Raw genomic sequence first — 13,721 nt, forward strand, 5'->3', positions numbered from 1 at the left:
TTTTTCACCACCAAGGGCAGTGAAGGTTCCGGCCTGGGGCTGCCCATGGTCTACGATATGGCCAAATCCACCGGCGGCGATATGCGGGTGGGCAATACGGTTTCCGGCGCCAGCGTAACCCTGCGGCTGCCCTACCGTCTGGCCCCGGATCCCAAAGGCGGCATCGCGCTCCTGGTCGAAGACAGCGAAGAGCTGCGCGCCGCCTTTCGTGACATGCTGATCGACCTTGGCTATTCCGTCATCGAGGCCACCAGCGTCGACGAGGCCTCGGCCCTGGCTGCGGATATTCCCGATATCGCCCTGGTGCTGTCGGATGTGCGGCTTGAAGGGGAGGCAACCGGCATTGATCTGGCGCAACGCCTCAAAGGTTCCGGCCTGCCTATCATATTGATGACCTCGCTGCCGCCCAATGAGCCGCAGTTCCGCATGGCTCTTAAGGCTGGACCTGTGCTGCAAAAACCCTTTACCACAGAGCAACTGTCGGCCCTCATCCCCTCGGAGACTTCCGCATGACCGCGCCTCTTGTCACCATTCTGGACGATGAACCCGAAATTCGTCAGATCCTCACCGATTGTCTGCAGGAGGCCGGGTTTCGCACCCAGAGCTTTGCCCGCGCCCGCGAATTTGAGGCCTCTTTGAAACGGGTGACGCCTGATGTCTGCCTGGTGGATCTGTCCCTGCCGGACGTGGATGGGTTGACTCTGGTGCACCGCCTGGCGCTGGAGCAAGGCGCTGCCGTCATCATCATCTCGGGTCGCGCCCAGGTGCAGGATCGCGTCACCGGGCTGGAACTGGGTGCCGACGACTATATCACCAAACCTTTTGATCCAACCGAGGTGGTGGCCCGCATTCGCGCCCGGCTGCGCTCTGGCCCGCGCAGCCAGCCAGTGAGCGGAAATTCCGCTGGCTTTGCTGGCTGGACTGCACATTTTGACCGCTATGTGCTGGAAGATGACGCCGGGGTGGAAGTGCCGTTTTCCCACGCCGAAGGCGAAGTGCTGCGGCTGTTTCTGGAAAGCCCGAAACGGCTGATCTCTCGCGCCCAGATGCAGGAAAGCCTGGGCGGTGGCGCTGGTGACAGCTTTGATCGCGCTATGGATGTGCGGGTTTCTCGGCTGCGCACCAAACTGCGCGAAGATCCGAAAAATCCCCGCCTGATCAAGACCATCTACGGCGCAGGCTATATCTTTCTTGGCGATGTGAGCTGGAGCTGATCGCCTCTTGCCGAGGGGAATCTCTCTCGTATAGAATCACCTCATGGCCACCTGTCTTCTCTATCGCCAAGCGCAAAGCCGCCGCTCTCGTTTCTACCGGATCGAACTGGCCCTCAACCTGTTTTCCGAGGTTTCGGTCCTCAGGGAATGGGGGTTTTCCGGCAGCAATGGGCAAAGCACCATCAGTATTTACGACAATCTGCGGGAGGCCTCTTTGGCGGCAGACAGGCACCGCAACCGGATGCTAAAGCGCGGCTACGCCCGCAGCTGAGCCGCAGGCGTAGCGGATCAGGTCGGCTTTTTCTTATGGGCGATGGCCCTGATCTCCACCACCGCGCCCGGGCGTCTTAACTCCGCCACGCCGAGGGCAGTCCAGGCCGGAAAGGGGTCACAGACGTAGTCTCGGCGGACTTTGGCAAACAGATCAAAATGATCGCGGATCCCAACGTGGTAGCTGGTCATTTCGACAATTGAAGAAAACCCGAGACCGGCCTCTGCCAGCACCTCTCCGATCTTGGCAAAGGCATTGTGAAACTGCTGTTCCAGATCGCGTGGCATCTTCCCCGAAGCCTCGGAACCGGTCATCCCGGTGAGGAACAGATGCTCTCCGGACAGGACCCCCGGTGAAAGTGCTAAATCCTGGCAGGCGCTTTCTGATCCCTTTGGGACTATGGCAATGGCTGACATTAAAATCACTCCCGAAAACTTGGCGAGTTCATCCTACCATGGCGGTAAAGCCCCTCTGAAAGAGGCCATGATCTCAGAGCGAAAAAGCCGCCTGCGCCAGAACCTCCAGCCCCTTAACCAGATCTGCCTCCTTGGTGTCCTCGTCAAAGGCATGGCTGATGCCACCGATTGAGGGCACAAACAGCATCGCCGTGGGCATCACCCGCGAGACATTGGCGGCGTCATGCAGGGCACCTGATGGCAGATCCAGCCATTTTCCAGGTGCCAGATCTTCAGCGGCGTCCCGCAGGGCGGACTTGAGGCGCGGATCCATTGCCGAGGGTTCGATACCGCCAACCTCGCCCAGCTGAACTTTGACGTTCCGGTCGCGGATGATTTCCGCTGCAACTTCCCACATGATCGTTTCCATTGCGTCCAACCGCGCCGGATCGCCGTCGCGCCACTGGAGCGAAAAACGGGCGGTGCCCGGCACCACCGAAGAGGCATTGGGGCTGAGTTCCGCATGACCCAATGTCCAGACCGTGGCCGGGTTCGCCACCTCCGCAAACCGCTGATTGATCCGTTGATTGAAATCCGACAGCGCCTGAAAGGCATCCTGACGCAGGGCCATGGGCGTGGTCCCGGCGTGGTTCTGGCGGCCAGTGATCTTGATCCGGGTCTCTCGAATGCCAACGATATCGCTGACCACCCCGATCTGATCGCCCGAAACATCCATGCCCGGCCCCTGTTCGATATGCATCTCGATAAAGCCGGTGAACATGTCATGCGGCAAAAATTCGCGAGCCCGCCCCGACATTCGGGACCGTGCGGCCCCCAAAAGAACCCCGTCGGTATCAGTGAGCATATCGGCCTTGGCCAAAGAGATCTGCCCGGTCCAGACGTCCGATCCGGTCAGAATGCCAAATCGGCCTTCTTCGTCTTGAAAATTCACTACGGAAACCGGTGGACCACCAGTCTCCTTTGCGGCACGGGCGATTTCCAGCCCGGCAACAACGCCCAGGGCACCATCCAGCCAACCTCCTTCGGGCTGGCTGTCGCTATGGGAGCCGATCAGCAGGGATTTCTCTCCATTCAGTCCAAAGAGATTGCCGATAGGATCCAGATGGGTCTTCAGGCCGGCCTCATTCATTCGGGAGGCCAACCAGCGCCGGGCTGCTATATCCACCGCAGAAAAGGCTGGGCGTACAACGCCCTTGTCTACTCCAGATGCTCCAAATGATCTCAAACGGTGCAGGTCATCAAGGAAACGGTCCGGGTTGAGGGCCATGTATTCACCTTTGTTTTGGGGGCCTCGCAGGCACCTCACACATTCATGTATTCTACATTAACTAAATTAGTTCCATGCCTAACAACTTTGCGCAATGCCCAAGAGCGACATTCGGCACATTTACTTTTGCACGCGGCAAAATGGCAAAATCGAACATTTCCCAGGCCGTTTCGCCCATTGAGGCTGCAAAAATTTCCGGCGCGCCAAAAAGTTGCGCCACTCACAAACCCTCTCTTCCATGTCGCTCGCGGCTCACCTATGAAATTCAGGAAACGACAAGGGATGCGCTGCATGACACATATCACCCTGGTCCGCCACGGGCAGGCCAATACCGAAGCCCGCGACGAGGTCAGTTATGACCGGCTGAGCGAGCTGGGCCATCAGCAGGCAGCCTGGCTCGGGGCGCATCTGGAAACCAGCGGCGCCCATCACCCCCGGGTCTATTGTGGTACGCTCACCCGGCATATCGAGACTGCGGCTGGCATGGGCTGCGCCGAGGTCGTTCAGGATGCCCGCCTGAATGAGATGGAGTACTTTACCATGTCCCAGGCGATGGAGGCCCAGCACGGGCTGGCCATCCCGCAAGAGCGCGAAGGCTTTATCGACCATCTGCCAAAGGTGATGCGGGCCTGGTCAGCCGATGAGATCAAGGATCCGCCGGAAAGCTGGAGTGAGTTTGAAGGCCGTACCCGCGCTGTTTTGGCCGAAATCGCAGCGGGCGATGGTCCGGCCCTGGTGGTGACCTCAGGTGGATTTATCTCGATGGCGATGCGGCAGGCCATGGGGCTGGACAGCCAGGGCATGTCCCGCATCGCGCTGGCCATCATGAACACCTCGATGCATCGGCTTTTCCCCATCGGTGGCCATCTGAGCCCGGTGCTGTTCAACGCGGTGCCGCATCTTGACAGTCTGGACCGGCAATACGCGCAGACGCATCTATAGACCCAACCGCTAATCTACATCGCCAACGAGGAGATCAGACATGCAGCTTTACTACGCTCCCCGAACCATCTCGGTCGCCGTAGCCATCGCGCTGGAAGAGGCCGGGCTCGACTATGAGCCGATCAAAATTGACTTTGCCAGCCAGGAGCAAATGAGCCCGGCCTATGCCCAGATCAATCCCAAAGCGCGGGTTCCTGCTCTGGCTGTTGACGGTGGTATCCTGACCGAGACTGGTGCCCTGCTCGACTATGTGGCCGATATCGCGCCCGAAGCAGGCCTGCGCCCCAGTGATCCGGTGCTTTTGGCGCGGATGCGCGAGGTGATGTACTATCTGGCCTCCACCATGCATGTGAACCACGCCCATAAGCTGCGCGGCAGTCGCTGGGCCAGCAAGACCTCCAGCTACAAGGACATGCAGGCCAAGGTGCCGGAAACCATGGCGGAGTCCTGCGCCCATATTTGCCAATACGGGCTGCGCGGTCCTTTCGTGCTGGGCGACAGCGTCAGCCTGGCGGATTGCTACCTCTATGTGGTCTGCACCTGGTTGGAGGGCGACGGCGTGGCCCTTGCGGATTTCCCCAAAATCCAGTCCTTCATGACTGCAATGGAACAGCGCGATTCGCTGCGCGCCGTCACCGCCAAAGAAATGCTCTAAGGACGCGACAATGACACATCTCTGGGTACGGGCCGAACAGCGCCCCAACGAAGACCGCGTGGGCCTGACCCCCGAAGGCGCCAAGGCACTGCTGTCAGGCGGAATCAAGGTCACGGTTGAGGAAAGCGCTGTGCGCGCCATCCCGCTGCAGGGCTATATCGATGCCGGTTGCGAGATCGCGCCTGAGAATTCCTGGGCCACAGCCCCGGCGGATGCCATCATTTTTGGCCTCAAAGAACTGCCCGAAGACGGGACCCCGCTGCCGCATCGCCACATCATGTTTGGCCATGCTTTCAAGGGGCAGCATTCGGGCAAGGCGCTTCTGGATCGTTTTGCCGCCGGTGGTGGCACGCTCTATGATCTGGAGTATCTGGTGGATGAAACTGGCCGCCGGGTTGCTGCCTTTGGCTATTGGGCTGGCTATGCCGGTGCCGCCGTCACGCTCAAAACCTGGTGTGCCCAACAGCGCGGTGAAATCTGCGGCCCCGTAGGTGTCTACCCTGGCAAAGATGCTCTGCTGACAGAGCTGGCAGCCGAGCTGAAAGACCTGCAGACAGATGTGCCCTCGGCCATTGTGATTGGCGCCATGGGCCGTGTTGGCACCGGTGCTGCGGATCTATGCGAAGCCACCGGGATCGCTGTTACCAAATGGGATATGGCTGAGACCGCAAGCGGCGGTCCCTTCCCTGACATCCTGCAACATGATCTGTTCCTGAACTGCATCTTTGCCCGCCCTGGAACCCCAGTCTTTGTACCTGCCGAGGCGCTCAGCGCCGACCGCAATCTGACCGCCATTGGCGATGTCGCCTGTGACCCGGACAGCGATTACAACCCAGTACCGGTCTATAATGAGGCGACCAGCTGGGACGCCCCGGCGCTGCGGGTGGCCTCGGATCCGGTAATGGATGTGATGGCGATTGACAATCTGCCCTCGATGTTGCCAGTGGAAAGCTCGCATGACTATGCCGCGCAACTACTGCCCTCGCTGCTGACCCTGGGCGATCTGCAGGCAGGTGTCTGGGGCCGGGCCGAGGCCACATTCCGCGAGTTTGTGCCAGCCTAATGGAGCTATATGTCGGATATCTGGCGGCCTTTATGGGCACCATTTGCTGGTTGCCGCAGGCCTGGAAAGCCTGGGCCAGCCGCGATACATCCGGACTGTCCCTGCCTGCGAACCTGATGTTTCTGTTTACCGTCAGCCTGTGGTTCGGATACGGGCTGATGCTGGGGGACTGGCCGATCATCACGGCCAACTTCTGCGCCATTCTGATTGTGGTGAGCATCGTCGCCGCCAAACTACGCTATAAATAAGGGAGACCTCTCATGACTATTCACTGGTGTGGCACCGGCCTTTCGGCCATCCCCGGCCTGCGTCGCCTGCTCGAAGCGGGCCATGATGTTGCGGTCTGGAACCGCACGGCCGACAAGGCCCGCGAAGCGGTGGGCGATCTCACCTCCAATATCCATGTCTTTGACATCAACACCCTGGGCCAAATGCTGAGCCCGGCAGATGTTGTCGTCTCGATGCTGCCCGGCGACTGGCATGTGCCGCTGGCCGAACTGGCAATCTCCAAGGGGGCGCATTTTGTGTCGTCTTCCTACATCGCGCCGGAAATGCGGGCGCTGAATGACAAGGCCAAAGCCGCCGACGTTGCGCTGGTCAATGAGGTGGGTCTTGACCCTGGCATCGACCACCTGATGGCTCATGCGCTGGTGGATGAGTACAAGGCCTCCGCCGGTTTTGACGCCAGCAACGAGGTGAGCTTTCTCTCCTATTGCGGTGGTATCCCCAAAACGCCGAACCCGTTCCGCTATAAATTTAGCTGGTCGCCGCTGGGCGTGCTGAAGGCGTTGCGCTCGCCGTCAAAATCGATCCGCGACTTCAAGGAACTGGACGTGGCCCGCCCCTGGGACGCGATCTCGACCTTTGACGCGCCTTTGCCTACGCCAGAAAGCTTTGAGGTCTACCCAAACCGCGATTCCTTGCCCTTTATCGGCCAGTATGAATTTGGCGAGGATTGGAAGGTCAAGGAATTCGTGCGCGGCACCCTGCGCCTGAACGGCTGGACTGAGGCCTGGGATGCGGTGTTCAAAGAGGTCGAAACCCTCGAAGGCGAAGCCGGGGATGCCCGTCTCAAAGAGATGTCGGATCAGTTCTGGGAGGAAAACTCCTATGACGAAGGTGAACCCGACCGGGTTGTGCTTTGTGTCGATCTGAAGGCCGAAAAGGCTGGCGCGACCGTCTGGCACAAGACCTATGTGATGGATGCCTGGGGTGACGCGCGTGGCACCGCCATGGCGCGGCTTGTGTCCTATCCTGTGTCCTATGCCATCGAGGCGGTGATGAACGGCAAGATTGCCGCCGGTGTCCACGCCGCCCCCAGCGATGCGGGACTGGTTGAAGACTGGATGGGCAAGATCGGCACCCTGGCCCAGCATCTGGAAGTCAAAGATCGCCTGAGCTAACTGACCAGAAGATGTTATGCCAAAGGGGTTCGCATCGGCGGGCCCCTTTTTGCTTTCCCCAATTTCCCTTGCTGTTTCTTGTCGCAGCCCGTGTTTCGTCCTTGAAGCGGTGCTGGTGAGGGTGTGATCTGGGGCGGCACATGTTTGAAGGATATCAGATGCCCGCCCGCAAAGCCTTCTCTGCCCCAAAGGGCACGATCCTGTTCAGCCCCGGACAGGACTGCCCCGGCTTCCTGCGTCTGACACAGGGCTGTATCAAGGTCACCCTGACCGGCAGCAGTGGCCGCGAAGTCGTGCTTTACCGGGTACATTCCGGCGAGGTCTGTCTGCAGACCTTCACCTGCCTCATCGAGGATCAGAGCTATGCCGCCGAAGGCGTGGTCGAGGAAGATCTGCAAGGCGATCTGATCCCGGCAGATCAATTTCGTCAGGCGCTGGAGCAAGATCCCGATTTTCGCACCGAAGTGCTGACCTCGGTGGCGCTGCGGTTCAGTGAATACCAGCAGCTGATCGAAGACGTCGCCCTCACGGGTTTTGACGCCCGCCTTGCCAAGGTTTTGCTGCGGCTAAGGGATGAAGCTGGCCTGGTACATGCCACCCATACGGCCCTGGCAGCTGAGACCGCCTCTGGCCGGGCCTATGTGTCGCGTCGGCTGGCAGAATTTGCCCGCCGTGGCCTCGTCGAACAGCGCCCTGACGGTATTCGGATCTGCAGATCCGCCGAATTGGTGCAAATTGCAGAACAAAAGTAACTTTCTCCGCAGGACCGGTGACTCTGTCACCGCGCCTCACATCTTCTTTTTGCTATACTTGTCTCAACAGCATCAAAAAGAGACATCACATGACCAAAAACGAAGGCAAAATCGACCGTATCCTGCGCGTCATCGCCGGTATCATCCTGCTCTCGCTGGTCTTTATCGGGCCGCAAAGCCTCTGGGGTTTGGTCGGGATCGTACCGCTGGCCACCGGGTTGCTGGGCAATTGCCCGCTCTACTCTATTCTTGGCATCAACACCTGCCCGCTGAAAAGCTGACGGCAGCAGGCGCACCATTTGGCGGAATGGGCGCCAATATTGCCAGCCTGGTTTTTACTGGGCTGGCACCCTCGGTTTGCGCGTCGGTTTGCGCTAGATCATATGCGCTTACCTCCCCCTGTCCTATAGGCGCTCATCCCTGTTCCCGGTGAAGAGAGCCAGCCCATGATCTGCCCTGCAACCTCCCCCCAACACCGTTCCGAACTCCTGATGCCCGCGGGCAATCTGCGAAAACTCAAGCTTGCCATTCTGTATGGCGCCGATGCGGTCTATCTCGGCACGCCCGATATGTCCCTGCGCACGAAGTCCGAGTTTTCATTGGAAGAGGTCATCGAGGGTGTCGAGTTCTGCCATGCCCATGGGCGGCGCGCCTATCTGACCCTGAACCTGTTCTCCCACAACAAAGACATCGACAAGCTGGACGAATACATTGAGACCGTCCGCAAGGTGCGCCCTGACGGGTTGATCATCGCCGACCCCGGCGTGTTTCAATATGTCAAAGACCGCGCCCCGGAACTGCCGCTGCATATCTCCACCCAAAGCAATATCTGCTCCTGGCTCTCGGTCAAATTCTGGCAGGATCAGGGGGCGGAGCTCTGCGTGTTGGCCCGTGAAGTGTCCTTTGCCGAATTGAAAGAGATCCGTGAGAAGTGCCCAGATATCAAGTTGGAGGCCTTTGTACATGGCGCCATGTGCATGACCTATTCAGGCCGCTGCCTCTTGTCCAATTTCATGGCCGAACGCGGAGCGAACCAAGGCAATTGCGCCAATTCCTGCCGTTGGAACTATACCTTCCGTATGCGGCTCAAGGATGGCACGGTGCAGGATCTGCAGATCACCGATGACAACGCTGATATGTTCGAATTCCTGCTCGAAGAGGGCTGCCGCCCAGGTGAGCTGATGCCGATCGAAGAGGACGCCCGCGGCTCCTATATCCTCAACTCCAAAGATCTCTGCATCATGCCCAAGCTGAACGAGTATCTGGAGATCGGCGTTGACAGCCTCAAGGTCGAGGGGCGCGGCAAGTCGGAATACTACTGTGCCGTCGTGGCACGGGCCTATCGTATGGCCATCGACGACTACTATGCTGACCCGGAAAACTGGGATCCAAAGCCCTATATGCGCGAGCTGGAAGCGGTCGGGAACCGCGGCTACACGCTCGCCTTCCACGAAGGACGGCTGACAAATTACGCCCATAATTATGAGCACACGGCGTCATTGGCGCAGTGGGAATATGCCGGGGTTGTCACCGAGGTGACAGAGGATGCCTTTCTGGTTGAAGTTAAGAACAAGCTGGTCGCAGGAGAGGTGCTGGAATTTGTCTCACCTATCGCGCGTGAAACCGTTCTTTTGCGGGTCTACGACTTTGAAAACGCCGTCAATGGCAAGCGCACTGAGATCGTGCAAGGCAGCACTAAGACGGTGATCCGCCTGCCCTTCTCCCTGTTTGATCACGAAAACATCGACGACCTCAAAACGCGGTTCCCGCAGTATTCGGTGATGCGCAAGGAACGTGCCCTTACCGAAGAACAATGGAACCGGGTGCGGTTCGACAAGCTCACCCAGGGTCTGGAAATCACCGGCAAAGAAAACCCCAAGGCCTATGAAAAACGCCGCGATGCCCTGGCCAAAAGCATCGAGGAAGACGGCAACACCCGCCGGTTCAAAACCAACCGTGTCGGGGTCGAGGGCTGCTGTGGCAAGGGCTGCAACGGCTGCATGATCTTCTGGCAGGACGAGCAATACGCCCGCGCCCGCGAAGTGTTGCTCAAACGCAAACAAGGCCAACAGCTCAGCCGCGCCGAGGCCAGTGAGTTGAAACTGGCAGTGCTACAGCTCTGACGAGGCCCAGCAGGACTGAAAGGGAGCAGTCGACCTAGCGGCCGATCACATCCCCTTCGACGTCCTGCACATCCACGCCCAGCGCATCCAGGCCGGCCTCGATATTGTCGGCCAAATGCGGTGTGCCGATCAGATAGTCGGCTGTTGGCGTAGTGGCTTCCTGCTTGGCGGTCTCGATGGCCTCTTGCAGCTCTTCCGCCTCAAAACTGCCCCGACCGATCCACATGATCGCAGTCAGCTCGGCCTGCTCATCTGGGCCCAGACGGTCGATAAAGGCCCGCAGCTCTCCCTCAGCTCGGCCAAGTTCTCGCGCCATCAACGCGACCTGCGCCACCTTACGTGTTGAAATCTCCAACATAGTCTGTCTCCTTCTGTTCGCCCTTGTCTGGCATCAGACAGCAGCGCCGCGCTCAGGTCTTTGATCTGAGGCAAAGAAAACACCCGTGCAGAATTCACCCCACCTGGGATTCGCTTTTCCCCGGCAGGGCCTCCCGTCCGAAGATTTCCAATCCGCTGCTGCGCCCGCGCAGATGCACCGCTGGCAGCACCGTCCAACCCTCGCGCGCGGGCTCTGCTGCAGCCACCTCCAGCACCGCGGCCGAGGCCACAACGCCAAAGCCCACAGTCTTGGTCAGCTCCTCCATGCGGGCGGCGGTATTCACCGTATCGCCAAACACGGTGTATTCCAAACGCTCCGCATCGCCGACCACGCCAGAGAACACCTCGCCCAGATGCAACCCAATGCCAACCCGCACAGGGTTTCGCCCCTCGGACCGACGCAGCTCTCCCCAGGCGGACAGCTCCGCAACCAGGGCATCGACGCAGGTCAGAGCCTCGCGGGCGGCTTTGTCGCCGGAAAAAAGGATCATCGCGGCATCGCCGATGAATTTGTCGATGATCCCGCCGCTGGGTTTGACCGCCATATGCACCCGTCTGCGGAACTCTCCTATGTAATCGACAACCTCTTCTGGCGCGCGGCCCTCGGACCATTGGGTAAAGCCCCGAATATCGACAAACATCACCACCATAGGCTGCTGTTTGCCTTGGCGCAGCTCGTTCAGACCGCCATCTGCCAACCGGTCGGCCAGCTGCGCGGGCAGATAGCGGGTCAGATTGGCGCGGGCCTGAGCATCCACTATGGAGCGCTGCAACAATTTGCGCGTCCGGTAGGCCGCGGCAACCAGAACCACGCCCCCGAGGGTGATCATCATGATCCGCACCACATTGGGCGGCAACATCACCAGGCTTTGAACCCGGTCAACGATATGGGGTGAAATCACCTCGGGCTGCCAGAGCGTCATATAGCCCAGCCCACCCACGGTCAGCGCCACGCAATAGGCTTGCAAATAGGGGTTAAACCGCAGCACCGCAAAGGCCATGATCACCGGCACCAGCCAGGTCGGCGGCAGAAGGAAGGTCAGCTCTCCCGGCAGACCGGTATTGACCAGCCCGGCCCAGGTATTGGCCAGCATGAACAGGCAATCAAGGGTCACCGCTGGCCAGACCATCCAGCCCCTGAAACGCCCCGAAGTGGCAAGCCAGAGCGCGCCAATGCCCAATAGAAAATAGGAAATCATCGTCGCCAGCGCCAGCACCCATTGCAGCCGCAAATAGTCAGGCACATCCTGAGTGTCACCGCGCACCGCCAGCAAAAAGGCCGCGAGCAAACACAGGGCAACCCCGATCCGCAGCAGGGCCACCAGCCGTTCAACTTCAATTTCGGCTTTGCGTAACAGGGCGTTATCTAGGGAGTGTGCAGTCATGGGTCCGTCTGGCTCAGGGGAACGATATTGGAAGTGACCTCAGTGGCGATCTCTTCAAAGTCAAAATTGTCCAAACGCTGCGCCCGCCGTCCGGCCTTGTCGGCGCTGATCTTGATCTCGGCAATATCCTTGGCTGCCTGGCCAAAATGGCGATCCAGATTGCCCACCCTATCGCCTAGGCGCTCAATATCGCGGTGCAGATGACCCAGCTCGGCGCGAATGGCCCCGGCCTGTTCGCGCATCCGGGCATCTTTCAGAATGGCCCGCATGGTGTTGAGCGTTGCCATGCAGGTGGTGGGCGAAACAATCCAGACCCGGGCGGCAAAGCCCTCGCGCACCAGCCCGGAAAAATTGGCATGCAGCTCGGCATAGACCGCCTCGGAGGGCAGGAACATCAGCGCCCCATCCGCGGTCTCGCCCTCGAGGATGTACTTGTCCGAAATTGCCGCGATATGCGCCCGCAGCGCTGCCTTCATCTGCCGCATGGCATAGGCCTTTTCATCGCGGCTCTCGGCCCGATGCAGCGCCTCATAGGGCTCCAGAGGAAACTTGGAATCAATCACAATGGGACCGGGCGGATTGGGCAGATGCACCAGACAGTCGGCACGTTTGCCGTTGCTCAGCGTCGCTTGCATCCTATAGCTGCCCGCCGGCAGCGCCTTGGAGACGATATCATGGAGCTGGATTTCCCCAAAGGCGCCGCGGGTTTGCTTGTTCGACAGGATATCCTGCAGCGACAGCACATCGCCGGAAAGCTTGGTTATATTGTCTTGTGCTTTGTCGATCGCCGCCAGACGTTCCTGCAGCTGGGTGAGTGAAGTCGCGGTGCGCTTGGAGCTGCCATGCAGGCTCTCTTGCAGGCGCTCTTGCATTTCGGCCATGGCCCCGGCCTGACGCAGGGCATTCTCGGCCAGCCGATCATTCATATGTTGCTGCACCGAGGTCAGCCGCGCCTCGACGGTCTGCACCATCTGCACCTGCGCCGTCGCCTGCGTATCCGAGACATGCTGCAAGCCGCCCTGCAACTGATGCACCGATTGGCCAAGCTGGCCAAGCTGCCCTGTGAGCGGTCCCATGGCCCGCGCCACCCGCGCTGAAGCGCGTAAAGACATCACCAGCAGGATCAGCAACAGAGCAGCAAACCCCGCCGCCAGCAGGATCAGCGTCCAGACCTCATTCATCGCTTCTATGGCTTCGCCCATGCCTGCCATCAGCTGCGCCCGAACAGCCGTTCGATATCCGCGAGTTTCAGCTCCACATAGGTCGGGCGACCATGGTTACACTGGCCGGAGTGTGGTGTTGCTTCCATCTCGCGCAGCAGCGCGTTCATCTCTTCGCCGCGCATCCGACGGCCTGACCGGATCGAGCCATGACAGGCCACCCGGCTAAGGATTGCCTCCAGCCGCGCTTGTACCAGATGGCTTTCGCCCTGATCGTCCAGCTCATCCAGTATGTCTTTGACCATGGCTTCTGCATTTACCTCTCCCAGAATGGCAGGGGTTTCACGCACGGCCACGGCATTTCCGCCGAAGGCTTCCAACCCGAGGCCAAATTTCTGCATGGCCTCGGCATGGGCCAGAAGGCGGGCGCAGTCATTGCTGCCCAATTCGACAATTTCCGGGATCAGCAGGGCCTGGGCGGCGACGCCGTTTTCCGCCATCTGGGTTTTCAGTTTTTCATAGACCAGACGTTCATGGGCCGCGTGCTGGTCAACGATGACCATACCGTCGGCGGTCTGGGCGATGATGTAGTTTTCATGCACCTGCCCGCGTGCCGCCCCCAGCGGCAATTGCTCGGCCCCGGACACGGTCCCCTCGGGCGCATCCGACAATGGACCCGGGGCACCGTCGGC

18 protein-coding genes are annotated in these 13,721 nt (G+C 59.8%); 11 read left to right on the plus strand and 7 right to left on the minus strand.

The annotated features are described in order from the left end of the window. The 3 genes from ABJP42_RS07835 to ABJP42_RS07845 all read left to right on the plus strand — a co-directional run. A partial coding sequence (locus ABJP42_RS07835; protein WP_348339775.1) for a response regulator occupies positions 1 to 513 on the plus strand: 513 nt, incomplete at its 5' end. Next, positions 510 to 1,214, plus strand: coding sequence for a response regulator transcription factor (locus tag ABJP42_RS07840; protein WP_348339776.1), 705 nt, complete (start codon positions 510 to 512; stop codon positions 1,212 to 1,214). The genes ABJP42_RS07835 and ABJP42_RS07840, both read left to right, overlap by 4 nt. A gap of 43 nt (positions 1,215 to 1,257) precedes the next feature. Next, complete coding sequence (locus ABJP42_RS07845; protein ID WP_348339777.1) at positions 1,258 to 1,485, plus strand: WGR domain-containing protein; 228 nt, start codon at positions 1,258 to 1,260, stop codon at positions 1,483 to 1,485. A gap of 17 nt (positions 1,486 to 1,502) precedes the next feature. Here the strand turns inward: ABJP42_RS07845 and ABJP42_RS07850 are convergent, their stop codons facing one another. From ABJP42_RS07850 to ABJP42_RS07860, 3 genes are all read right to left on the minus strand, one after another. After that, a complete protein-coding gene (locus ABJP42_RS07850; RefSeq protein WP_348339778.1) occupies positions 1,503 to 1,901 on the minus strand; it encodes a RidA family protein in 399 nt (132 codons plus the stop codon). Positions 1,902 to 1,974: 73 nt separating this feature from the next. Further along, positions 1,975 to 3,168 (minus strand): hydantoinase/carbamoylase family amidase, encoded by a 1,194-nt coding sequence (locus ABJP42_RS07855; protein ID WP_348339779.1) that lies wholly within the window; start codon positions 3,166 to 3,168, stop codon positions 1,975 to 1,977. A gap of 61 nt (positions 3,169 to 3,229) precedes the next feature. Further along, the gene (locus tag ABJP42_RS07860; protein WP_348339780.1) at positions 3,230 to 3,388 is read right to left on the minus strand and encodes a hypothetical protein; all 159 of its coding nucleotides are present in this window, start codon (positions 3,386 to 3,388) and stop codon (positions 3,230 to 3,232) included. 71 nt (positions 3,389 to 3,459) lie between these two features. Between ABJP42_RS07860 and ABJP42_RS07865 the strand changes: the two genes are divergently transcribed. The 8 genes from ABJP42_RS07865 to ABJP42_RS07900 all read left to right on the plus strand — a co-directional run bounded on the left by ABJP42_RS07865 (position 3,460) and on the right by ABJP42_RS07900 (position 10,106). After that, on the plus strand, positions 3,460 to 4,110 hold the full coding sequence (locus ABJP42_RS07865; protein WP_348339781.1) for a histidine phosphatase family protein: 651 nt from the start codon (positions 3,460 to 3,462) through the stop codon (positions 4,108 to 4,110). Between the two features lie 40 nt (positions 4,111 to 4,150). Beyond that, positions 4,151 to 4,765 carry a glutathione S-transferase family protein gene (locus ABJP42_RS07870; protein WP_348339782.1) on the plus strand — a complete coding sequence of 205 codons (615 nt, stop codon included), beginning with the start codon at positions 4,151 to 4,153 and terminating at the stop codon, positions 4,763 to 4,765. A gap of 10 nt (positions 4,766 to 4,775) precedes the next feature. Further along, positions 4,776 to 5,828, plus strand: a complete 1,053-nt coding sequence (locus ABJP42_RS07875; RefSeq protein WP_348339783.1) for a saccharopine dehydrogenase — start codon at positions 4,776 to 4,778, stop codon at positions 5,826 to 5,828. Beyond that, a complete protein-coding gene (locus ABJP42_RS07880; RefSeq protein ID WP_348339784.1) occupies positions 5,828 to 6,076 on the plus strand; it encodes a SemiSWEET family sugar transporter in 249 nt (82 codons plus the stop codon). Before ABJP42_RS07875 ends, ABJP42_RS07880 begins: the two co-directional genes overlap by 1 nt. Before the next feature lie 12 nt (positions 6,077 to 6,088). After that, entirely contained in the window at positions 6,089 to 7,231 is a 1,143-nt protein-coding gene (locus ABJP42_RS07885) for a saccharopine dehydrogenase family protein (protein ID WP_348339785.1), read from the plus strand. A gap of 140 nt (positions 7,232 to 7,371) precedes the next feature. Next, positions 7,372 to 7,983 carry a Crp/Fnr family transcriptional regulator gene (locus ABJP42_RS07890; RefSeq protein WP_348339786.1) on the plus strand — a complete coding sequence of 204 codons (612 nt, stop codon included), beginning with the start codon at positions 7,372 to 7,374 and terminating at the stop codon, positions 7,981 to 7,983. A gap of 89 nt (positions 7,984 to 8,072) precedes the next feature. Beyond that, a complete protein-coding gene (locus ABJP42_RS07895) occupies positions 8,073 to 8,264 on the plus strand; it encodes a YgaP family membrane protein (protein ID WP_348339787.1) in 192 nt (63 codons plus the stop codon). A 210-nt stretch (positions 8,265 to 8,474) separates the two neighbouring features. Next, entirely contained in the window at positions 8,475 to 10,106 is a 1,632-nt protein-coding gene (locus tag ABJP42_RS07900; protein ID WP_348339788.1) for a U32 family peptidase, read from the plus strand. 34 nt (positions 10,107 to 10,140) lie between these two features. Here ABJP42_RS07900 and ABJP42_RS07905 read toward each other — a convergent pair whose 3' ends face one another. From ABJP42_RS07905 to ABJP42_RS07920, 4 genes are all read right to left on the minus strand, one after another. Next, a complete protein-coding gene (locus ABJP42_RS07905; protein WP_348339789.1) occupies positions 10,141 to 10,464 on the minus strand; it encodes a DUF3775 domain-containing protein in 324 nt (107 codons plus the stop codon). Between the two features lie 94 nt (positions 10,465 to 10,558). Beyond that, positions 10,559 to 11,869: an adenylate/guanylate cyclase domain-containing protein gene (locus ABJP42_RS07910; protein ID WP_348339790.1), complete on the minus strand. Its 1,311-nt coding sequence runs from the start codon at positions 11,867 to 11,869 to the stop codon at positions 10,559 to 10,561. Then, entirely contained in the window at positions 11,866 to 13,080 is a 1,215-nt protein-coding gene (locus ABJP42_RS07915; protein WP_348339791.1) for a DNA recombination protein RmuC, read from the minus strand. The genes ABJP42_RS07910 and ABJP42_RS07915 overlap by 4 nt, the downstream gene beginning before the upstream one ends. Further along, positions 13,080 to 13,721 (minus strand): DNA mismatch repair MutL family protein (locus ABJP42_RS07920; RefSeq protein ID WP_490363198.1); only part of this gene is annotated, 642 nt, incomplete at its 5' end. The genes ABJP42_RS07920 and ABJP42_RS07915, both read right to left, overlap by 1 nt.

Origin of the sequence: Pseudophaeobacter sp., from assembly GCF_039971195.1 — a bacterium.
Lineage (GTDB): Bacteria > Pseudomonadota > Alphaproteobacteria > Rhodobacterales > Rhodobacteraceae > Pseudophaeobacter.